Raw genomic sequence first — 18,816 nt, forward strand, 5'->3', positions numbered from 1 at the left:
GATTGCAATGGTCGGATGGCTGGGGGATGCTGGCTGTTCTCACGCAGGGAGAATAATAAGAACATGCACAACGATCATTTCAGTCGCCATGCCCAGCAAGTCTTGACCGTCACCCGTGGGCAAGACCTTTCCCAGGGCCCGGGCAGCGACCCGTCCATCGCCCGCTCCTGGCTGCGCTGCCTGGAGGACTATCACCTCGACCCCGCCCAGACCCTCGCCCCCACCGTGCTTGAACACGGCCGCCTGCTGGAAAGCCGCGAGCGCCTGCAACAAGTGCTGCACATTGCGGGCAGCGAAATGAACAGCCTGCACCAGCAATTATCGGGCGCCGGCCATGCCGTGCTGCTCACCGATGCGCGCGGGGTGATCCTCAACTGTGTGACCGCGCCGTCCGAGCGCAAGATTTTCGAGCGCGCCGGGCTGTGGCTCGGCGCCGATTGGAGCGAGGCCTGTGAGGGCACCAATGGCATCGGCACCTGCCTGGTGGAGCGCCAGTCCCTGACCATTCACCGCGACGAGCATTTTCGCGGCCGTCATACCGGGCTGACCTGCTCGGCGAGCCCGGTGTTCGACCCGCAAGGTGAATTGCTCGCGGTGCTGGATGTGTCATCCGCGCGGGAGGCGGTGTCGCGCCAGAGCCAGTTCCACACCATGGCGCTGGTGAACCTGTCGGCGAAGATGATCGAGAGCTGCTATTTCCTGCGGCATTTTGAACATCACTGGCTGTTGCGCTTTCACCTGCAAGCCGAGTCGGTGGGGCTGTTCAGTGAAGGGCTGGTGGCGTTCGATGGCGACGGGCGTATCTGTGCGGTCAATCAGAGCGCATTGAACCTGCTGGGGCAGGGGCGCAGTGGCCTGTTGGGGCAGCCGGTGGAAGCCTATTTCGACTGCTCCCTGGACTTGCTGCTGGGCCGGGCCAGCGCCAATGCCACGGCCAGTTGGCCGCTGCGCACCCGTGATGGCCGGCAGTTGTTCGCCGCTGTGAGGGGGCAGTCGCGCAGCGTACCGGTCGCCATGCCGGTTCCTGCGGTGAAGACCGAGCCGCCTCGCCAACCGGGGATCTGCCTGGGCGATCCGGCCCTGCAAAACGATTTTCGCAAGGCGCTGCGGGTTTTCGAGCGCGACGTACCGTTGCTGGTCAGCGGTGAAACCGGGTCCGGCAAGGAAGCGTTCGCCAAGGCCGTGCACCAGGCCAGTCAGCGCGCCGATAAAGCCTTTATCGCCCTCAACTGTGCGGCCATCCCGGAAAGCCTGATTGAAAGTGAACTGTTTGGTTATCGTGCCGGCAGCTTCACGGGTGCCCGTAAGGAAGGCATGCAGGGCAAGTTGCAACAGGCCGACGGGGGCACGCTGTTCCTCGATGAAATCGGTGACATGCCGCTCGCGTTGCAATCGCGGCTCTTGAGGGTGCTGGAAGATCGCATGGTGGTGCCCCTGGGCGGCGAGCCCCAGGCGGTGAATGTCAGAATTGTCAGCGCCACGCACCGCAATCTGATTGAGCGCGTGCAGGAAGGCAGCTTTCGAGAGGACTTGTACTATCGACTGAACGGCCTGGAAGTTTCTTTGCCCGCAGTGCGTGAGCGCAGTGATAAAGAGCAGTTGCTGGCGTTTGTGCTGGAGCAGGAAGCCAGCGGGCAGCCGGTTTCGCTGCACGCCGCAGCGCGCCAGGCACTGTTGGCGTACGCCTGGCCGGGCAATGTGCGGCAGTTGCGTACGGTGTTACGCACGTTGGTCGCGTTATGCGATGACGAATGGATCGGCCTGGATGACTTGCCCGCCATGATTCGCCAGGCGTCAACGCGCCAAGGCGTGGCGGATGTGCCGTCCCGCTCGATGCTGGAGGATGCCGAGCGCCTGGCGTTGGTCAGCGTCCTGGAACAACAGCGCTGGCAGATGACCCGTGCCGCCGAGCAGTTGGGGGTCAGCCGTAATACCCTCTATCGAAAGTTGCGTAAGTATGGCGTCGAGTTGCGTATTAAACGTGAACAGGGGTAATTATGTAGTTTCTACTGTGTGTGGATATGTGGAACTGGGGAATTTTTTTATCCACTTATTGAGTGCCACTGAATGATTGGCTCAATAAGGTGATTGCTATGAGAATTCCCGCTATTTTTAACCCGTTTAAAAGTGCTCTCCATAAAATCAGCCCGCCAAAAGTCGAGGTACCTGCTGCGGGTACTGCAGGTAAGTACCTACCTGTTCCCCGTACGAACTTGCCCAACGTTCCGTCTGATCCCCATCGAGTGCTAGCTAATCAGAACTTCAAAAAACTCTTGTTGGATATGAAGAGTCCTGGTGCCGCGGGGGCCAAGCTTCCTTCACATTCGCACCCTGCTCCAAAGACGATGGGTGACGTTGTACAGAACATGATCACGGCGGATCGCTTGGTCAAGGCGGGTGTTTTCAAGACTGGGCCAGACTTGAAAACGGTGACCCGCGACGCTTTTGTCAATGCGGCGGTCAATGGGCTGGCCAGCACGCCCCTGAGCATTGCGACCTATGCAGGCTCCGTCTGGAGTGGTGAGCAGATCAAGGGCGCGTTCTCCGCCAATACGCCCTTGTTGCCTGCGGCGCACCAGCCGGCACCCAGCCAACAGTCCAAAGGGGTGGCAGGCTTGGGCAATGAGCTGCCCAAGCCATCGGCGCAAGATCTGCAGTTACGCCTGGAAAACGCGGAATTAAAGCTGCTGTTGACGGTTAATACCATCCAGTCATTTGCCGAGGGAGGTAAGGGGCTTGCTTTGGATAAGTCGGCAGGCTGGCCAACTGAGTCGAGTGCACGTCTTGATCATCTGGAAAAGTTATATGACGCCGCCGAAACTTCCTTGAAAGCGCTCGCCGAACATAACGAGTTCATCTTCAAACCTTATAAAAATCCATTGCTGACGCCTGAAACTTCCATGACGTCGCGCCTTGATGTGCTGGATAAGAGAAACGAAGTTATCCAGAAAATGATTGTTCGTATGCTTAATGTCTTGCAGGAAGAGGCGCCTCAGGAATCTGCGCAAGTCGTTTAATAATAGCGTTTGGTCGGGTACTGGCGCAGTGTCCGGGCATCGGACTCCGGGGGGAGGGGGCGGCAGCCTGCCAGGGCAAGCGCCGTGTGTAGGTAAAAGAGTGCCATTTGCCCCTCCCTGCGCTAACCTGCCTCGATGTTTTACGAGGTCGACTATGCACATTCATATTCTTGGTATCTGCGGCACATTCATGGGTTCGATGGCGGTTCTGGCCAAAGAGCTGGGCCATCATGTCACCGGCTCCGATGCCAACGTCTACCCCCCCATGAGCACGCAACTCGAGGCACAGGGCATCGAGCTGACCCAAGGCTATGACCCGTCGCAATTCGACCCGGTGCCCGACCTGGTAGTGATCGGCAATGCCATGTCCCGTGGCAACCCGGCGGTCGAGTACGTGCTCAATAAAGGTTTGCCTTATGTCTCCGGCCCGCAGTGGCTGGCGGACCATGTGTTGCAAGGCCGCTGGGTGTTGGCGGTGGCCGGCACGCACGGCAAGACCACCACCAGCAGCATGCTGGCCTGGGTGCTGGAGCACGCGGGCATGAGCCCGGGTTTCCTGATCGGCGGTGTACCGCAGAACTTCTCGGTGTCGGCGCGCCTCGGCGATACGCCGTTCTTCGTGATTGAGGCGGATGAGTACGACAGCGCGTTCTTCGACAAGCGTTCCAAATTTGTCCATTACCGCCCGCGTACGGCGATATTGAACAACCTTGAGTTCGATCACGCGGATATCTTCCCTGACCTGGCGGCGATCGAGCGGCAGTTCCATCATCTGGTGCGCACCATCCCGAGTGAAGGCCTGGTTATCCACCCGACCACTGAGCCTGCGTTGCAGCGCGTGATCGAGATGGGCTGCTGGACCCCGGTGCAAACCACCGGCGCGCACGGGCAGTGGCAGGTCAAACTGCTGAGCGACGACGGTTCAAGGTTTGAAGTGCTGTTTGAGGGTGAGTCCCAGGGCATCGTCGATTGGGGCATGACCGGCCAGCACAACGTCGCCAACGCGTTGGTCACCCTGGCGGCGGCACGCCATGTGGGCGTGGTGCCTTCCATGGGGATTGCCGCGTTGAGCGCTTTCAAGAGCGTCAAGCGCCGTATGGAAAAGGTCGCCGAGGTGAATGGGGTGACGATCTACGACGACTTCGCCCACCATCCGACGGCGATTGCCACCACCCTGGACGGCCTGCGCAAACGTGTTGGCGACGCGCCGATCATTGCCATTGTCGAGCCGCGCTCCAATTCGATGAAGCTTGGTGCGCACCGTGATGGCTTGCCGGAAAGCGTCAACGACGCCGATCAGGTGGTCTGGTACGCGCCGGCCAACCTGGGGTGGGACCTGCCGGCCATTGCGGCGCTGTGCACGGTGCCGTCGAAGGTCTGTGATTCGATCGAAGGCATCATCGAACACGTCAAGCAACGGGTCACGCCTGGCACTCACGTCGTGGTGATGAGCAACGGCGGTTTTGGCGGCCTGCACGGTAAATTGGCCGAGGCGCTGAAATGAGCGGCCCCGAGCGCGTCACCCTGGCGATGACCGGCGCCTCCGGCGCGCCCTATGGGCTGCGCCTGCTCGATTGCCTGGTACGCGAAGACCGTGAAGTGCACTTCCTGATCTCCAAGGCGGCGCAGTTGGTGATGGCGACCGAGACCGATGTCGCGCTGCCGGCCAAGGTCCAGACGATGCAGGCGTTCCTCACCGAATACACCGGTGCGGCGGCGGGGCAGATCAAGGTCTACGGCAAAGAAGACTGGATGTCGCCGGTCGCCTCCGGCTCCGGCGCGCCGGCCGCGATGGTGGTGGTGCCGTGTTCCACCGGTACCTTGTCGGCGATTGCGACGGGTGCTTGTAACAACCTGATCGAGCGGGCGGCGGATGTGACGCTGAAGGAGCGTCGCCAGTTGATCCTGGTGCCACGCGAGGCGCCGTATTCGAGCATTCACCTGGAACACATGCTGAAGTTGTCGAACATGGGCGTGACCATCTTGCCGGCCTCGCCAGGCTTCTATCACCAGCCGCAGACCATCGATGACCTGGTGGATTTCGTGGTGGCGCGCATTCTGAACCTGCTGAATATTCCCCAGGACATGCTGCCACGTTGGGGTGAACATCATCTGAGCAGTGATGAATAAGGCGCTGTTGCTGTTGCTGGCGCTGCAACTGACGGGCTGCGCGACCGCACGCACGCTGGATGCGGCGCAACCGGGCGCGCCGGTAGTGTATGCCGGCACGCGCTTGGACCTGTATGCAATGAACGGCGGTTGCTGCGCCAAGGACCGGTTTGGCGCTGAGGCCCCGGCTTATCCTGGCGTGGACCTACCGGCAAGCGCAGTCCTGGATACGCTGCTGTTGCCACTGTCGGTGTTGACGGTACTGGGCGTAGGATTCAACGCAACGGGTGGCCTCTGACCTGAGTCTTCAAAACCCCACAAAACCATTGTGGGAGGGGGCTTGCTCCCGATGACGGTGTGCCAGTCAGCTTATCTGTAACTGACCTGCCGCTATCGGGAGCAAGCCCCCTCCCACAGGGTTTTGTGTTGCCAGGTCTTTAAATGGGTTATTTGCCGAGCGTGCGCAGCTCATCCGACTTCAGCACTCGCACTCCATCCCTGGCATGGATCTACCGGCAAGCGCAGTCTTGGATACGCTGTTGTTGCCACTGTCGGGGGCTTCAAAACAACATAAAACCATTGTGGGAGGGGGCTTGCTCCCGATAGCAGTATGTCAGTCAGCTTATCTGTAACTGACCTGCCGCTATCGGGAGCAAGCCCCCTCCCACAGGGTTTTGTGTTGCCAGGTCTTTAAATGGGTTATTTGCCGAGCTTGCGCAGCTCGTCCGACTCCACCACCCGCACGCCATCCTGCTCTTCCAGCGCCAGACGCCACATGGCGCGGGCCAGTTCACAGACTTCGATGCCGCGGTATTTGCCCGGGATCAATCGCGACAATGGCCCGGCCAATTGTTCGGCCAATCGCGGCTCCAGGCGCTCCCCCAGCAATAGCGAAGGCCGCACGATGGTCAGTTGCGGCCAGTCCTGTGCCTTCAACGCCAGCTCCATTTCGCCTTTGACCCGGTTGTAGAAAATCGAGGATTTCGGATCGGCGCCAATGGCGCTGATCACGATCAAGTGGCGCGCGCCCAATTCCCGTGCGCGCTTGGCAAAGGCCACCACCATGTCCAGGTCAACGGCGCGAAAGGCGGCTTCCGAGCCCGCTTGCTTGATGGTGGTGCCCAGGCAGCAGAAGGCGATATCCACCTGGCCACCCAGTTGCGGCAGAAGCACGGCGGGGTCACCTACAGGGTTCTCCAGGCGCGGGTGTTCGGCCAGGGGTTTGCGGCTCGGCGCCAGTACGCGGGTCACCGTAGGCTCGTTGAGCAAGCGGTCGAGCAGATGCTCGCCGGTCAGCCCGGAAGCTCCGGCCAACAGGATATGTTGAGGTGTCAGGTACATGGTGTTTCCCCCCTTGTTACACGTTACAGCTTAGTTGCCTTTGGCTTCCTTGCTATTCATTGAGACGCTTTCGAGCGCCTTTCGGGCCTGCTGTTTACGTAAGAGTTGCCAATGGGCAATCACGCCTTTGGGGGCCCACATCTGCGGTTCCGAGGCTTCGAAGTTGTCAGCTTGTTCGCGCTCGGCCACGTGTAGTTGTGCCAGCTTGAACGCGTGTTGTAAATCGTCGGTCTGGTTGAAAGCCTGTACGAAAAGGGCATCGCCAAAGTAGGTAAAGTCTGCTTCTTCTGAGCAGCCGAAGGACACGCGATCAGCGCGCGAAGCGGTCATGATCAAGGTGCGTTCATCCTTGAGTGCCGGAATGAAGCCGCCGGAATAGCAGGCGGAGATCACGATGATCTTGTCACGGTTTTTCAGCGGCTCGAGCACGGCGGCCAATTCGTCGGCGGGCAGGTCGGCCAGTTCCATGCGCGGCTGGTCCAGCACGAACTCATGTTCGTGGGTGCCGTGGCTGGTCATGTAAATGAACACCAGGTCTTCCGGCCCGGTGCGTTCGGCCAGGGTCTGCACGGCGCGGCGCAGGCTCTCGCGAGTGGCCAGCGGGCGGTCGGTGATATGGTCGCGGTGGTTGACCAGGCGAATCTGCCCTCGCGCACCGAAGCGGCTGGCGAGCATATTGCTGACGTAGTCGGCTTCGCGCAGGAACACGCTTTGCTTGCCATCGCCGGCGATGGCCAAGGTGTAGAGCTCGACGGCGGGCGTGGAGGGCGGCACCGCCGCGAGGGCCGCCTCGAGCAAGCGGCCTTGGGCCAGCACGCCGATTTCCAGCGGGTCGGGCAGCAGCTTGCCGTCGGCATCACGCACGCGCATGCCGTTGACCCAAGTGCCGGCCTGTACCGTGCCGTCGGTGAGGACGAGGGTGCCTTTGCCTTGATAGTTGTCGCTGTCGAAACCACCGATATAGAAGCTGCCATCGGTGAGGTTCAGGCGACCCTCGCCGGTAAAGCGCCATTCGCTGAACTGGCCCACATAGTGGCTGCCATCGATGCCGATCAGCTCGCCCTTGCCGCTCAGTGCGCCTTCCTTGAACTGGCCGATCCACACGTCGCCGTCGGCGTTTTCATAGCGGCCTTTGCCGTTGAGCTGGTTCTGCTTGAACTGGCCGACATAGATATCACCGTCGGCGCTGTTGAAGGTGCCATTGCCTTCGAGCTGGCCATCGACGAAGTGGCCGCTGAACTGGTTGCCGCTGTCGTCGTTGCGCTGGCCTTCGCCATTGGGTTTGCCGTGGGCGAACTGCCCCTGGTACTGGCTGCCATCAGCCAGCTCGAGGCGACCGAGGCCGGAATACTGGTCGTCGAGGAACTCGCCGCGATAGGTCATCTGCCCTTCTTTGAGGGTGCCTTCGCCGTTGCGTCGACCGTTTTTGAACCCGCCGACGTAGCTGCTGCCCGGCGTGGTCAGGCTGCCCTGACCGTCGAACAAGCCTTGCTTGAACTGGCCTTTATAGACCTCGCCGTTGCTGCCATGCCATTCGCCCTGGCCGTGCCACTGGCCCTTGTCGAAATGGCCGGCGTACCAACTGCCGTTGGGGTAGTCCACACGGCCCTGGCCTTGCAACAAACCGTCGACCACATCGCCACGATAGCGGCCGCCATCGGGCAGGCGCGCATCGGGCGGCAACAGCGATTCGCCGTCTCCGCAAGCGGTGAGCAACAGGGCAAGGGCAAGGGGAGCAAGTGGGCGCATAGCGGGATCCGGATAATTGAGCGCCGAGTATGCCGCAGCTGCGAGGTTCATACATAAATTTACATACACTGTGGCAAGGTTTATCACCTCACCACAGGCACGCCGTTACACGAAGCAGAGTGACAGCGACTCGGCGATGTAAGCGGGTTTTTCCTGGCCTTCGATTTCCAGGGTGGCGGTGGCTTTAAATAGCCATTGGCCAGGTTTCTTCTCAGTGACGTCGGTGAGGGTGACGTTCAGGCGGACCTTGGAGTTCACTTTCACCGGCTGGATGAAACGTACGCTGTCCAGGCCATAGTTGACCGCCATCTTCAGGCCCTCGGGCATGATCAGGATGTCTTCCATCAGCTTGGGCATCAGCGACAGCGACAGGAAACCGTGGGCGATGGTGCTGCCGAACGGTGTCTGGGCGGCCTTGACCGGATCGACGTGGATGAACTGATGATCGCCGGTGGCTTCGGCGAACAGGTTGATACGCGCCTGGTCGATGGTGAGCCATTCGGAACGTCCCAGTTCCTTGCCGACATAATCTTTGAGCTGCGCTACAGGTACATAGGGCATTGCGACTCTCCTTGGTTCATCGGTTTTTTATAGGGGGCCAGATCCATGGTAGATCATCATGGGCAATCAGCTCGGTCAACCCACCATGCCTTTGGCGAATGCCGGAGCATAGGGCGGGCATGCTTATAATGCGGGCGAGTCTTGAGGGGGGAGAGAGCGGATGCTGTTACGTGGCCTGACCTGGCTGGTGCTGTTTCAATTGATCGGTACGGCGATCAACCACTTGCTGTTGCCGGTGCTGCCGGGGCCGATCATTGGCTTGCTGCTGATGCTGGGTTTCCTGATCTGGCGCGGTGAAGTCGGCGAGCCCCTGAGCCTGGCGGCCGGCAGCCTGTTGCGTTACTTGCCGCTGCTGCTGGTGCCGCCGGCGGTGGGGGTGATGGTGTACGCCAAGGACATTGCCGCCGACTTCTGGGCTATCGTCGGTGCGCTGGTGGTGTCGTTGGTGATCGCCATGGGCTTTGTCGGCGTGCTGATGCAACAGCTGGTCAAGCGCAAGGAGAAGGACCAATGACCTTCGACTGGTCGGGCGCGTGGGTGGCGGTGATTCATCATCCGCTATTCGGTATCGGCATCACCCTGGGCGCCTATCAACTGGTGTTGGCCGGTTTCGAGAAAACCCGCTGGATCTTCTTGCAACCCGTGCTGGTCTCCATGTTGCTGGTGGTCGCGGTGCTGCTCACCTGTGGCCTGAGTTACACCGAATACCGCAAGAGCACCGAGATCATGGGCATCCTGCTCGGCCCTGCGACCGTCGCCCTGGCTGTACCGCTTTATCTGAATTTGCGGCGGATTCGCCAATTGTTCTGGCCGATTTTTACTACGCTGGTGGTAGGCGGGGTATTGGCCACCGGCCTGTGCGTGTGGCTGGGCTGGTGGTTTGGTGCCGAGCATATGATGCTGATGACCATGGCACCCAAGTCGGTGACTTCACCGATCGCCATGCTGGTGGCTGAGCAGATCGGCGGCGTGGCGGCGTTGGCGGCGGTGTTTGTGCTGATCACTGGGGTGATCGGCGCGATGATCGGGCCGGCGTACCTGTCGGCACTGGGCGTGCGCAGCCCTGAAGCACGCGGCATGGCCCTGGGCATGACCGCCCACGCGGTGGGCACGTCGGTGGCCTTGCAGGAAAGCGAAGAGTGCGGCGCCTTTGCGGCGCTTGCCATGAGTCTGATGGGCGTGGCCACGGCAGTGTTCCTGCCGTTGGCCGTGTCGGTGATTGTTTAAACCGGGGTTAAGGAAACCTTTATGAGTCTGGCGCTGTTCCCGCTCAATACCGTGCTGTTCCCTGGCTGCACCCTCGATTTGCAGCTGTTCGAGGCGCGTTACCTGGACATGATCAGCCGTTGCATGAAACGGGGCGAAAGCTTCGGCGTGGTGTGCATCCTCGATGGCAAGGAGGTCGGCCAGGCGCCCGATGGTTACGCGCTGATCGGCTGTGAAGCGTTGATCCGCGACTTCAAGCAGCAGGACAACGGCCTGTTGGGCATTCGTGTCGAAGGCGGGCGGCGTTTTCGCGTGCGGGAGGCCGGTGTGCAGAAAGACCAGTTGCTGGTGGCCGAGGTGCAATGGCTCGAAGAGCTGCCGGACCAGCCGCTGGAAGAGGAGGATGCAGACCTGCTGGCGCTGCTGCAGGCTCTGGCCGAACACCCGATGGTTGCCTCGCTGGACATGGGCACCCAGGCCGAAGGCCAGCAGGCCCTGGGCAATCAACTGGCTTATCTGCTGCCGTTCACCGAGGCGGACAAGGTCGACCTGTTGCAACTCGACGATCCGCAACAACGGTTGGATGCCATCCAGATGTTGCTCGACGAGTTGCAGGGCGAGCTTTTCGCTCAGTAGGCGTAGCGCAGCAGGGCGCTGGAGGTGCCGGTGAAGGCGATGACACCCAGCACCGCCACGATCACCGGCAACAGCAACCACCAGGTTTTTTGCGGCATGGCGGGCAGCGGGCTGCGGTATTGGCTGGCGGTCAGGCTCAAGGCACACACACTCATCGCCAGCAGCGTGCCGGCCAGAATATCCGTTGGCCAATGCGCGCCCAGGTAAACCCGTGACAGTGCGATGAATGCGGCGGGAATGCAGCCCAGCAGCAGCCAGGTCAGGCGCAGGCGTGTGGGTTGGCCGCGACCGGCGAGCACGGCCAGGGCGAGGAAGAACGCAAATGAACCTGAGGCGTGCCCGCTGGGCATGCTGAAACTGGTCAAGGGGTCGGTGAGGATTTCAGGGCGGCCACGAGCGAAAAACAACTTGGTGCCCGTGTTGATCACCGCCGCCCCGGCCAAGGTCGCGCCGACGAACAGCGCATGGCGCCATTGCCGCGCCAAAAACAGCAGGCCGGTGAACACGGCGCTGGCGACAAACATCTTCTTGAATTCGCCCAACTGGGTGATCATCACCATGGCCTCGTCCAGCCACGGGCTGCGGTGTTCCTGCACCAGTGCGCTCAAGCCCTGATCGAACGCGTCGAGGTGCGGGTAGCCGATAAACAAGGCAACCAATAGCGTCAGGCTGGCGCAGCCTATCCACAAAGTGGCACGACGATGGCCGCGCAAGCTGGCGTTCAAGCTCAGCCCCAGCAGCACCGCGAGACAGGCGGCGACCACCCCGGCTTGGGGCCAGAAGCCTTCGGGCAGCGGCAAGCGGAACGCTGCGCCCGTCGCCCAGCCCGGCAACAGATAGGCCACCGACCAACCTGCCGCCGCCACAAGGCTCACGGCGGCGAAGCGTGGGAAGGGCATGTCGCACATGCCGGCCACCATCGGCAGCATGGGGCGCAACGGGCCTATGAACCGTCCTACCAACAGACTGGCGATGCCGTACTTGTGGAAATAGGTTTCGGCACCGTTCATCCATTCTGGATGGTGACGCAGGCCGGGCAGGCGCCGGATATTCTGATGGAAGTGCCGGCCCAGGTAGTAGGAAACCCCATCCCCCAGCAAGCCGCCGAGGAAACCCAGCAACAGGGTTTCACTCAAGGACAGCGCGCCGCTGCCCGCCAGCGCGGCAATCGCAAACAGCAACACCGTGCCGGGTACGATCAGCCCGGCAATGGCCAGGCACTCCACGCACGCGACGACAAACACCGCCACCGCCAGCCATTCGGGGTTCAGCGTCAGCCAGCCGGTAATGCTATCGAGCCATTGGCTCATAAATCCTCACTCCCACATGCCTTGTTCACAATAAAAAATAATCGCGGCCTTCGACCTGGCCCCGGCGCAGCGGGTTCCGCGTGCAATAAGCGGCATAGCCGGCATCGACAAAGCGGTACATCAGGTGTTCGTCGCGCCCGCTGGGTATGCCCAGGCGAGTGGTCTGGAGGATATGCGTCGGCGCCTGGCCGACGTCTTCCACGTAGAGCGATTGCGGGTCAAAACGTTTTGCGTCCCACATCGGCACTTTCAGGCCCAGCGCTTTGCACAGCAGGGTCTGGCCGGCGCACAGCTTGTGCGAGGGGCGCGGGTGGCCGTTGGCGTCCGGGTTGTTCAGCAGCATCTGCGCCAGGCTGGCCGGGCCGGACACTTCGTCGACCCAGGGATAGGCTGATTTGATCAGCACGGCATTGCCGGGGCCCTTGGCGCTGAAGTTCAGCGAATCGCCACCGCGGGCGTAATACATATAGATATGACCACCATCCAGAAACAAAGCCTTACGCTTTTCTGTGTAGCCGAGTGAGGCGTGGCTGCCTTTTTCGGCCATGTAGTAGGCTTCGGTTTCAATAATTCGCGCTGAAAGCCAGAGATCGCCGACGCGATGACGTATGACTTTTCCGAGTAAATCGCGTGCAAGCATTTGCGCGTCGCGGTCGAAAAAGCTGTCGGGCAGCGCGCTGGCGGGGTGTTCGGGCAAAAAAATCGACATGGCGGTAGGGGGGAATACGGCTAAATGTGACGGAATCATAACAACTCCCACCTTAATTACCGCTGAACCTCGGATTTTTACAGTTCATTTCGACCATCCGCCCCTCACCGCTGTCAGTCGAGCGGCGTCACAGCTATAATCTGCCGCTTTCCTCCCTGCCAAGACTCCCTGACTATGACTGAGTCCGTTCTTGACTACATGACCCGCCTGGGTCGCGCCGCCCGTCAGGCCTCGCGATTGATCGCCCGTGCGAGCACCGCGCAGAAGAACCGCGCCCTGATGGCCGCCGCCGATGCTCTGGACGCCTCGCGCTCCGAGCTGACCGCCGCCAACGAGCTGGACCTGGCCAACGGCCGCGCCAATGGCCTTGAGCCAGCCCTGCTGGACCGCCTGGCGCTGACCCCGGCGCGTATCGACGACATGATCGAAGGCCTGCGTCAGGTGGCCAAGCTGCCTGACCCCATCGGTGAAATCCGCGATATGCGCTACCTGCCGTCCGGCATCCAGGTCGGCAAGATGCGCGTGCCCCTGGGCGTGATCGGCATCATCTATGAGTCGCGCCCGAACGTGACCATCGACGCCGCGAGCCTGTGCCTCAAGTCCGGCAATGCCACCATCCTGCGCGGCGGTTCCGAGGCGATCAATTCCAACCGCGCCATTGCCGCGTGCATTCAGCAGGGCCTGGCAGTGGCCGAGTTGCCGGCCGAAGTGGTGCAAGTGGTGGAAACCACCGACCGCGCTGCCGTAGGTGCGCTGATCACCATGCCGGAGTTTGTCGACGTCATCGTGCCACGCGGTGGCAAGAGCCTGATCGAGCGCGTCAGCCGTGATGCCAAGGTGCCAGTGATCAAGCACCTGGACGGCGTGTGCCACGTGTTCATCGACGTCGCCGCCGATATCGACAAGGCCATCCGCATTGCCGACAACGCCAAGACCCACCGCTACGCTCCGTGCAACACCATGGAAACCCTGTTGGTGCACGCCGGCATTGCCGAGCGCGTGCTGCCGCCGCTGGCTGCCATCTACCGGGACAAGGGCGTGGAACTGCGCGGTTGTGTGCGTACCCGTGCGTTGCTGGGCGCGGACGTGATCGAAGCGACCGAGCTGGACTGGTACACTGAGTACACCGCGCCGATCCTGTCGATCAAGATTGTCGACGACCTGGACGAAGCCATCGAACACATCAACACCTACGGTTCCAAGCACACCGACGCCATCGTTTCCGAGCATTTCAGCGATGCCCGGCGTTTCCTCAACGAAGTGGACTCCGCTTCGGTGATGATCAACGCCTCGACGCGTTTTGCCGACGGCTTCGAGTATGGCCTGGGGGCGGAGATCGGCATCTCCACCGACAAGCTGCACGCTCGCGGCCCGGTGGGCCTGGAAGGCCTGACCAGCGAGAAATACGTGGTGTTCGGCGACGGTCATGTGCGCACTTGATGAGTAAACGCATCGGGCTGCTCGGCGGTACCTTCGACCCCGTGCACATCGGCCATTTGCGCAGCGCGCTGGAAGTCGCGGATGCCCTCGCGCTGGATGAGCTGCGCATGATGCCCAACGCACGTCCGCCGCATCGCGATACGCCGCAGGTGTCACCGCAGCAGCGCCTGGAAATGGTGCGCCTGGCGGTGGAGGGCATTGCGCCGCTGGTGATGGACGACCGTGAGCTCAAGCGCGATAAACCGTCCTACACTGTTGACACCCTGGAGCTGATGCGCGCCGAGTTGGCCGCGGATGACCAGTTGTTTCTGCTTTTGGGCTGGGACGCATTTTGCGGCCTGCCCTCTTGGCATCGCTGGGAGGAACTCCTCCAGCATTGCCACATCCTGGTTTTGCAACGCCCGGATGCCGACAGCGAACCGCCGGATGCCTTGCGCAACCTGCTGGCCGCGCGGTCGGTAAGTGACCCCTTGGCCCTGACCGGGCCGAACGGGAATATTGCATTCGTCTGGCAGACCCCGCTTGCGGTGTCCGCCACCCAGATCCGTCAACTGCTGGCCAGCGGGAAGTCGGTACGTTTCCTGGTGCCTGACGCGGTCCTGGCCTACATCGATGCGCACGGGCTTTACCGTGCGTCGAACTGAAAAGGCGCGCTTGAACGCACGCACAGTCGTGCAGCGAGCGCCCGAACATACGAGCAAAACGAGTTTTATATGACGAACAAAGACGTAAGCAAAGTTAAGCGCAAAGGCACCTTCAAAAGCGCGCCGTTGCCGGTTGAAGCCCATGTTGGCCCGGAGCTGGCCGGCGAAGAGCTGGTGAAGGTTGCCGTGGCCGCCCTGGAAGACGTCAAGGCCCAGGACATCCAGGTGCTGGACGTACGCGACAAGCAGAGCATCACCGACTTCATGATCATCGCCACCGGTACTTCGAACCGCCAGATCGGCGCGATGCTGGACAAGGTCCGCGAAGCCGTCAAAGCCCAGGGCGTGAAGCCGCTGGGTGAAGAAGGCAAGGGCGACAGCGACTGGGTGCTGCTGGACATGGACGACGTGATCGTTCACATGATGACGTCCAACGCCCGCCAGTTCTACGACCTGGAGCGTCTGTGGAAAGGCGCCGAGCAGAGCCGCGCGGCTGACGGCAAGCACCACAGCCCGGAAGTGGGCCACGCACACTTCGACAAGCTCAACAAAGACCAGGAATAAGGAACGGCTGTGCGCCTGCGTCTGATCGCTGTCGGTTCACGCATGCCCAAGTGGGTGGAAGAAGGCTGGCACGAGTATGCCAAGCGTCTGCCCGCTGAGCTGTCGCTGGAACTGGTGGAAATACCGCTCAATACCCGGGGCAAGAATGCCGACGTGGCTCGCTTTATCCGTCAGGAAGGCGAAGCCATGCTGGCCAAGGTCGGCCCCAACGAGCGCATCGTCACCCTCGAAGTGCACGGCAAACCCTGGAGCACCGAGCAGTTGGCGGTGGAGCTGGATCGCTGGCGCCTGGACTCGCGCACCGTCAACTTCATGGTCGGCGGCCCCGAAGGGCTGGCCCCGGAAGTCTGTGCGCGGGCCGACCAGCGCTGGTCGCTGTCGGCGCTGACGTTGCCGCACCCGTTGGTAAGGATCCTGATCGGTGAACAGCTGTATCGCGCCTGGACAGTGCTGTCCGGGCACCCTTACCACAAATAGTCTGCGCCCCTCCCGATGACCCAGCCGATCCGCATCAAGGACCACGAGAAAGACGCACGTCTGGTACGTTCGCGGGTGGTGTTTGGTGCGATTCTGGTGGTCGCCCTGCTGGGTGTGCTGATTGCGCGCCTGTATTTCCTGCAGGTGATCCAGTACGACTATCACTCCACGTTGTCGGAGAACAACCGGGTGCATGTGCAGCCGATTCCCCCGACCCGTGGCCTGATTTTCGACCGCAATGGCGTGGTGGTGGCGGACAACCGACCCAGCTTCAGCCTGAGCATGACCCGCGAGCGTTCCGGCGACTGGCAGCAGGTCCTCGATGTGATCGTCGAGGTGCTGCAACTGACGCCGGAAGACCGGGCGATCTTCGAGAAGCGCATGAAACAGGGGCGTCGGCCATTCGAGCCGGTGCCGATCCTGTTTGAGCTGACCGAAGAACAGATCGCGCGGATCGCGGTGAACCAGTTCCGCCTGCCGGGTGTGGAAGTGGTGGCGCAGTTGGTGCGGCATTACCCGCAAGGGCCGCACTTTGCCCACTCCGTAGGCTATATGGGGCGGATCAACGAGAAAGAGCTGAAAACCCTCGACCCGGTCAATTACAGCGGTACTCACCATATCGGCAAAACCGGTATCGAGCGCTTCTACGAGCCCGAGCTGCACGGCCAGGTCGGTTACGAAGAAGTCGAGACCAACGCTCGCGGCCGGGTGCTGCGGGTGCTCAAGCGTACCGATCCGGTGCCGGGCAAAGACATTGTGTTGAGCCTGGACATCAAGCTGCAGGAAGCGGCTGAGATGGCGCTGGGTGGGCGTCGTGGCGCCGTGGTAGCGCTGGACCCGAAGACAGGCGAAGTGCTCGCGATGGTCAGCCAGCCGAGCTTCGACCCGAACCTGTTTGTCACCGGGATCAGCTTCAAGGCCTACGCCGAGCTGCGCGACTCCATCGACCGGCCGCTGTTCAACCGCGTGCTGCGCGGCCTGTACCCGCCGGGTTCGACGATCAAGCCCGCCGTGGCAATTGCCGGCCTGGATGCTGGTGTGGTGACAGCCTCCAGCCGTGTGTACGACCCCGGCTATTACATGCTGCCCAACTACGATCACAAATACCGTAACTGGAACCGTACCGGCGACGGCTATGTCGACCTGGACACTGCGATCATGCGTTCCAACGACACTTATTTTTACGACCTGGCCCACAAGCTGGGGATCGATCGCCTGTCTGCCTATATGAGCAAGTTCGGCCTCGGTCAGAAAGTCTCCCTGGATATGTTCGAAGAGTCCCCCGGCCTGATGCCGTCGCGGGAATGGAAGCGTGCGACCCGTCGCCAGGCCTGGTTCCCAGGTGAAACCCTGATCCTCGGCATCGGCCAGGGTTATATGCAGGCCACGCCTTTGCAACTGGCCCAGGCGACGGCGCTGGTGGCCAACAAAGGGATCTGGAACCGCCCGCATCTGGCCAAGACCATCGAAGGCGAGAAGCCCGTGGATGAAAACCCGATCCCGGACATCGTGCTGCGCGACTCGTCCGATTGGACCAAGGTCAATCACGGCATGCAGCAGGTGATGCACGGCGCCCGCGGTACGGCGCGCAAGGCGGCAATCGGCGCGCAATACCGCATCGCCGGCAAGAGCGGTACGGCCCAGGTGGTCGCGATCAAGCAGGGCGAGAAATACGACCGCTCCAAGGTTCAGGAACGCCACCGTGACCACGCGTTGTTTGTTGGTTTCGCTCCGGCGGACGACCCGAAGATCGTGGTGGCCGTGATGGTCGAAAACGGTGAGTCCGGTTCCGGCGTTGCCGCGCCCGTGGTGCGCCAAGTGATGGACGCCTGGTTGTTGGCCGACGACGGCAGGCTCAAGCCCGAATATGGTGGCCCCCCTTCAAGCCCCGAGGTTACGGCCCGTGAAGAGTAATTTTGACCGCATCCTCTCCAGCGACGATGTGATGCGTCGCCGTGCGACGCTGCTGCAGCGCATGCACATTGATGGCCCGTTGTTGATCCTGCTGCTGACCCTGGCGGCCGGCAGCCTGTTCGTGCTGTATTCGGCCAGTGGCAAGAACTGGGATTTGCTGATCAAACAGGCGTCCTCGTTTGGCCTGGGTCTGTTGTCGATGGTGGTGATCGCCCAGCTGGAGCCACGGTTCATGGCGCGCTGGGTGCCGCTGGGTTACGTGGCCGGTGTGTTGCTGCTGGTGGTGGTGGATGTGATGGGGCACAACGCCATGGGCGCGACCCGCTGGATCAACATTCCAGGGGTGATTCGCTTCCAGCCGTCGGAATTCATGAAGATCCTGATGCCGGCGACCATCGCCTGGTACCTGTCCAAGCGCACCTTGCCGCCGCAGCTCAAGCATGTGGGCATCAGCCTGATCCTGATCGGCGTACCGTTTATCCTGATCGTGCGCCAACCCGACCTTGGCACCTCGCTGTTGATTCTCGCGGGTGGTGCGTTCGTGCTGTTTATGGGCGGGCTGCGCTGGCGCTGGATTCTCAGCGTATTGGCTGCCGCCATCCCCGTGGCCGTGGCCATGTGGTTCTTCTTTATGCACGATTACCAGAAGCAACGGATCTTGACCTTCCTCGATCCGGAAAGCGACCCGTTGGGCACCGGCTGGAACATCATCCAGTCCAAGGCGGCCATTGGCTCGGGTGGCGTATTCGGCAAGGGCTGGTTGCTGGGCACCCAGTCGCACCTGGACTTTTTGCCGGAAAGCCACACCGACTTCATTATTGCGGTGATGGGCGAAGAGTTCGGCCTGGTGGGCATTTGCGCGCTGTTGCTGATCTATCTGCTGTTGATCGGTCGCGGGCTGGTGATTACCGCCCAGGCGCAGACGCTGTTCGGTAAATTGCTGGCCGGCAGCCTGACCATGACTTTTTTTGTTTACGTTTTCGTCAACATCGGTATGGTCAGTGGCCTGCTGCCGGTGGTGGGGGTGCCGTTGCCGTTCATTAGCTACGGCGGAACTTCGCTGGTGACATTGCTGTCAGCGTTTGGGGTTTTGATGTCGATTCATACGCATCGCAAGTGGATCGCACAGGTTTGAATAA

At 61.4% G+C, this 18,816-nt stretch carries 20 protein-coding genes; 15 read left to right on the forward strand and 5 right to left on the reverse strand.

Annotated features, from left to right (window positions below; genetic code table 11):
• Positions 1–63 precede the first annotated feature (63 nt).
• The 6 genes from C9383_RS18485 to C9383_RS28570 all read left to right on the forward strand — a co-directional run bounded on the left by C9383_RS18485 (position 64) and on the right by C9383_RS28570 (position 5,758).
• Entirely contained in the window at positions 64–1,995 is a 1,932-nt protein-coding gene (locus C9383_RS18485) for a sigma-54-dependent Fis family transcriptional regulator (protein WP_090365626.1), read from the forward strand.
• Positions 1,996–2,093: 98 nt separating this feature from the next.
• Positions 2,094–3,017 (forward strand): hypothetical protein, encoded by a 924-nt coding sequence (locus C9383_RS18490; protein WP_090365628.1) that lies wholly within the window; start codon positions 2,094–2,096, stop codon positions 3,015–3,017.
• Positions 3,018–3,171: 154 nt separating this feature from the next.
• The gene (mpl, locus tag C9383_RS18495; protein WP_090365629.1) at positions 3,172–4,521 is read left to right on the forward strand and encodes a UDP-N-acetylmuramate:L-alanyl-gamma-D-glutamyl-meso-diaminopimelate ligase; all 1,350 of its coding nucleotides are present in this window, start codon (positions 3,172–3,174) and stop codon (positions 4,519–4,521) included.
• On the forward strand, positions 4,518–5,147 hold the full coding sequence (gene ubiX / locus C9383_RS18500; protein WP_060754740.1) for a flavin prenyltransferase UbiX: 630 nt from the start codon (positions 4,518–4,520) through the stop codon (positions 5,145–5,147). The genes mpl and ubiX overlap by 4 nt, the downstream gene beginning before the upstream one ends.
• Positions 5,140–5,424, forward strand: a complete 285-nt coding sequence (locus tag C9383_RS18505) for a YceK/YidQ family lipoprotein (RefSeq protein ID WP_060754739.1) — start codon at positions 5,140–5,142, stop codon at positions 5,422–5,424. Before ubiX ends, C9383_RS18505 begins: the two co-directional genes overlap by 8 nt.
• A gap of 205 nt (positions 5,425–5,629) precedes the next feature.
• Positions 5,630–5,758 carry a YceK/YidQ family lipoprotein gene (locus tag C9383_RS28570; protein WP_107338874.1) on the forward strand — a complete coding sequence of 43 codons (129 nt, stop codon included), beginning with the start codon at positions 5,630–5,632 and terminating at the stop codon, positions 5,756–5,758.
• Positions 5,759–5,825: 67 nt separating this feature from the next.
• Here the strand turns inward: C9383_RS28570 and C9383_RS18515 are convergent, their stop codons facing one another.
• From C9383_RS18515 to C9383_RS18525, 3 genes are all read right to left on the reverse strand, one after another.
• On the reverse strand, positions 5,826–6,467 hold the full coding sequence (locus tag C9383_RS18515; protein ID WP_090365631.1) for an oxidoreductase: 642 nt from the start codon (positions 6,465–6,467) through the stop codon (positions 5,826–5,828).
• A gap of 30 nt (positions 6,468–6,497) precedes the next feature.
• Positions 6,498–8,216 (reverse strand): C13 family peptidase, encoded by a 1,719-nt coding sequence (locus tag C9383_RS18520; protein WP_060754737.1) that lies wholly within the window; start codon positions 8,214–8,216, stop codon positions 6,498–6,500.
• 105 nt (positions 8,217–8,321) lie between these two features.
• Positions 8,322–8,777, reverse strand: coding sequence for a MaoC family dehydratase (locus C9383_RS18525; RefSeq protein WP_003194496.1), 456 nt, complete (start codon positions 8,775–8,777; stop codon positions 8,322–8,324).
• Positions 8,778–8,937: 160 nt separating this feature from the next.
• Between C9383_RS18525 and C9383_RS18530 the strand changes: the two genes are divergently transcribed.
• The 3 genes from C9383_RS18530 to C9383_RS18540 are packed head-to-tail and all read left to right on the forward strand — an operon-like array spanning position 8,938 to position 10,619.
• On the forward strand, positions 8,938–9,291 hold the full coding sequence (locus tag C9383_RS18530) for a CidA/LrgA family protein (RefSeq protein ID WP_090365632.1): 354 nt from the start codon (positions 8,938–8,940) through the stop codon (positions 9,289–9,291).
• Positions 9,288–10,004 (forward strand): LrgB family protein, encoded by a 717-nt coding sequence (locus tag C9383_RS18535; RefSeq protein ID WP_090365634.1) that lies wholly within the window; start codon positions 9,288–9,290, stop codon positions 10,002–10,004. The genes C9383_RS18530 and C9383_RS18535 overlap by 4 nt, the downstream gene beginning before the upstream one ends.
• A gap of 21 nt (positions 10,005–10,025) precedes the next feature.
• The gene (locus tag C9383_RS18540) at positions 10,026–10,619 is read left to right on the forward strand and encodes an LON peptidase substrate-binding domain-containing protein (RefSeq protein ID WP_060754733.1); all 594 of its coding nucleotides are present in this window, start codon (positions 10,026–10,028) and stop codon (positions 10,617–10,619) included.
• Here the strand turns inward: C9383_RS18540 and C9383_RS18545 are convergent.
• Together C9383_RS18545 and C9383_RS18550 are read right to left on the reverse strand one after the other, a co-directional pair.
• A complete protein-coding gene (locus tag C9383_RS18545) occupies positions 10,613–11,929 on the reverse strand; it encodes a bifunctional DedA family/phosphatase PAP2 family protein (RefSeq protein ID WP_090365635.1) in 1,317 nt (438 codons plus the stop codon). The two genes, C9383_RS18540 and C9383_RS18545, sit on opposite strands and share 7 nt — an antisense overlap.
• Before the next feature lie 25 nt (positions 11,930–11,954).
• Entirely contained in the window at positions 11,955–12,638 is a 684-nt protein-coding gene (locus tag C9383_RS18550; RefSeq protein ID WP_090365637.1) for a DNA-3-methyladenine glycosylase, read from the reverse strand.
• A 174-nt stretch (positions 12,639–12,812) separates the two neighbouring features.
• Between C9383_RS18550 and C9383_RS18555 the strand changes: the two genes are divergently transcribed.
• The 6 genes from C9383_RS18555 (at position 12,813) to rodA (ending at position 18,812) form a co-directional block, all read left to right on the forward strand.
• The gene (locus tag C9383_RS18555) at positions 12,813–14,078 is read left to right on the forward strand and encodes a glutamate-5-semialdehyde dehydrogenase (RefSeq protein WP_090365639.1); all 1,266 of its coding nucleotides are present in this window, start codon (positions 12,813–12,815) and stop codon (positions 14,076–14,078) included.
• Positions 14,078–14,722 carry a nicotinate-nucleotide adenylyltransferase gene (gene nadD / locus C9383_RS18560; RefSeq protein WP_090365640.1) on the forward strand — a complete coding sequence of 215 codons (645 nt, stop codon included), beginning with the start codon at positions 14,078–14,080 and terminating at the stop codon, positions 14,720–14,722. The genes C9383_RS18555 and nadD overlap by 1 nt, the downstream gene beginning before the upstream one ends.
• Positions 14,723–14,791: 69 nt before the next feature.
• Positions 14,792–15,286 carry a ribosome silencing factor gene (gene rsfS / locus C9383_RS18565; protein WP_003176298.1) on the forward strand — a complete coding sequence of 165 codons (495 nt, stop codon included), beginning with the start codon at positions 14,792–14,794 and terminating at the stop codon, positions 15,284–15,286.
• 9 nt (positions 15,287–15,295) lie between these two features.
• Positions 15,296–15,763 carry a 23S rRNA (pseudouridine(1915)-N(3))-methyltransferase RlmH gene (gene rlmH, locus C9383_RS18570; protein ID WP_003176297.1) on the forward strand — a complete coding sequence of 156 codons (468 nt, stop codon included), beginning with the start codon at positions 15,296–15,298 and terminating at the stop codon, positions 15,761–15,763.
• Between the two features lie 15 nt (positions 15,764–15,778).
• Positions 15,779–17,677 (forward strand): penicillin-binding protein 2, encoded by a 1,899-nt coding sequence (gene mrdA, locus C9383_RS18575; RefSeq protein WP_060754728.1) that lies wholly within the window; start codon positions 15,779–15,781, stop codon positions 17,675–17,677.
• Between the two features lie 31 nt (positions 17,678–17,708).
• The gene (gene rodA, locus C9383_RS18580) at positions 17,709–18,812 is read left to right on the forward strand and encodes a rod shape-determining protein RodA (RefSeq protein WP_057703348.1); all 1,104 of its coding nucleotides are present in this window, start codon (positions 17,709–17,711) and stop codon (positions 18,810–18,812) included.
• The last annotated feature ends 4 nt before the right edge of the window (positions 18,813–18,816 follow it).

Origin of the sequence: Pseudomonas palleroniana, from assembly GCF_003031675.1 — a bacterium.
GTDB classification, from domain to species: Bacteria; Pseudomonadota; Gammaproteobacteria; order Pseudomonadales; family Pseudomonadaceae; genus Aquipseudomonas; species Aquipseudomonas palleroniana.

Coding starts and splice junctions, on each gene's coding strand:
- rsfS (WP_003176298.1), top strand. CDS start 14,792: ATGACGAACAAAGACGTAAGCAAAGTTAAGCGCAAAGGCACCTTCAAA.
- C9383_RS18535 (WP_090365634.1), top strand. CDS start 9,288: ATGACCTTCGACTGGTCGGGCGCGTGGGTGGCGGTGATTCATCATCCG.
- C9383_RS18520 (WP_060754737.1), bottom strand. CDS start 8,216: ATGCGCCCACTTGCTCCCCTTGCCCTTGCCCTGTTGCTCACCGCTTGC.
- C9383_RS18485 (WP_090365626.1), top strand. CDS start 64: ATGCACAACGATCATTTCAGTCGCCATGCCCAGCAAGTCTTGACCGTC.
- ubiX (WP_060754740.1), top strand. CDS start 4,518: ATGAGCGGCCCCGAGCGCGTCACCCTGGCGATGACCGGCGCCTCCGGC.
- nadD (WP_090365640.1), top strand. CDS start 14,078: ATGAGTAAACGCATCGGGCTGCTCGGCGGTACCTTCGACCCCGTGCAC.
- C9383_RS18550 (WP_090365637.1), bottom strand. CDS start 12,638: ATGTCGATTTTTTTGCCCGAACACCCCGCCAGCGCGCTGCCCGACAGC.
- C9383_RS18505 (WP_060754739.1), top strand. CDS start 5,140: ATGAATAAGGCGCTGTTGCTGTTGCTGGCGCTGCAACTGACGGGCTGC.
- mrdA (WP_060754728.1), top strand. CDS start 15,779: ATGACCCAGCCGATCCGCATCAAGGACCACGAGAAAGACGCACGTCTG.
- C9383_RS18545 (WP_090365635.1), bottom strand. CDS start 11,929: ATGAGCCAATGGCTCGATAGCATTACCGGCTGGCTGACGCTGAACCCC.
- rodA (WP_057703348.1), top strand. CDS start 17,709: ATGCGTCGCCGTGCGACGCTGCTGCAGCGCATGCACATTGATGGCCCG.
- C9383_RS18540 (WP_060754733.1), top strand. CDS start 10,026: ATGAGTCTGGCGCTGTTCCCGCTCAATACCGTGCTGTTCCCTGGCTGC.
- C9383_RS28570 (WP_107338874.1), top strand. CDS start 5,630: ATGGATCTACCGGCAAGCGCAGTCTTGGATACGCTGTTGTTGCCACTG.
- C9383_RS18515 (WP_090365631.1), bottom strand. CDS start 6,467: ATGTACCTGACACCTCAACATATCCTGTTGGCCGGAGCTTCCGGGCTG.
- mpl (WP_090365629.1), top strand. CDS start 3,172: ATGCACATTCATATTCTTGGTATCTGCGGCACATTCATGGGTTCGATG.
- C9383_RS18530 (WP_090365632.1), top strand. CDS start 8,938: ATGCTGTTACGTGGCCTGACCTGGCTGGTGCTGTTTCAATTGATCGGT.
- C9383_RS18490 (WP_090365628.1), top strand. CDS start 2,094: ATGAGAATTCCCGCTATTTTTAACCCGTTTAAAAGTGCTCTCCATAAA.
- C9383_RS18555 (WP_090365639.1), top strand. CDS start 12,813: ATGACTGAGTCCGTTCTTGACTACATGACCCGCCTGGGTCGCGCCGCC.
- C9383_RS18525 (WP_003194496.1), bottom strand. CDS start 8,777: ATGCCCTATGTACCTGTAGCGCAGCTCAAAGATTATGTCGGCAAGGAA.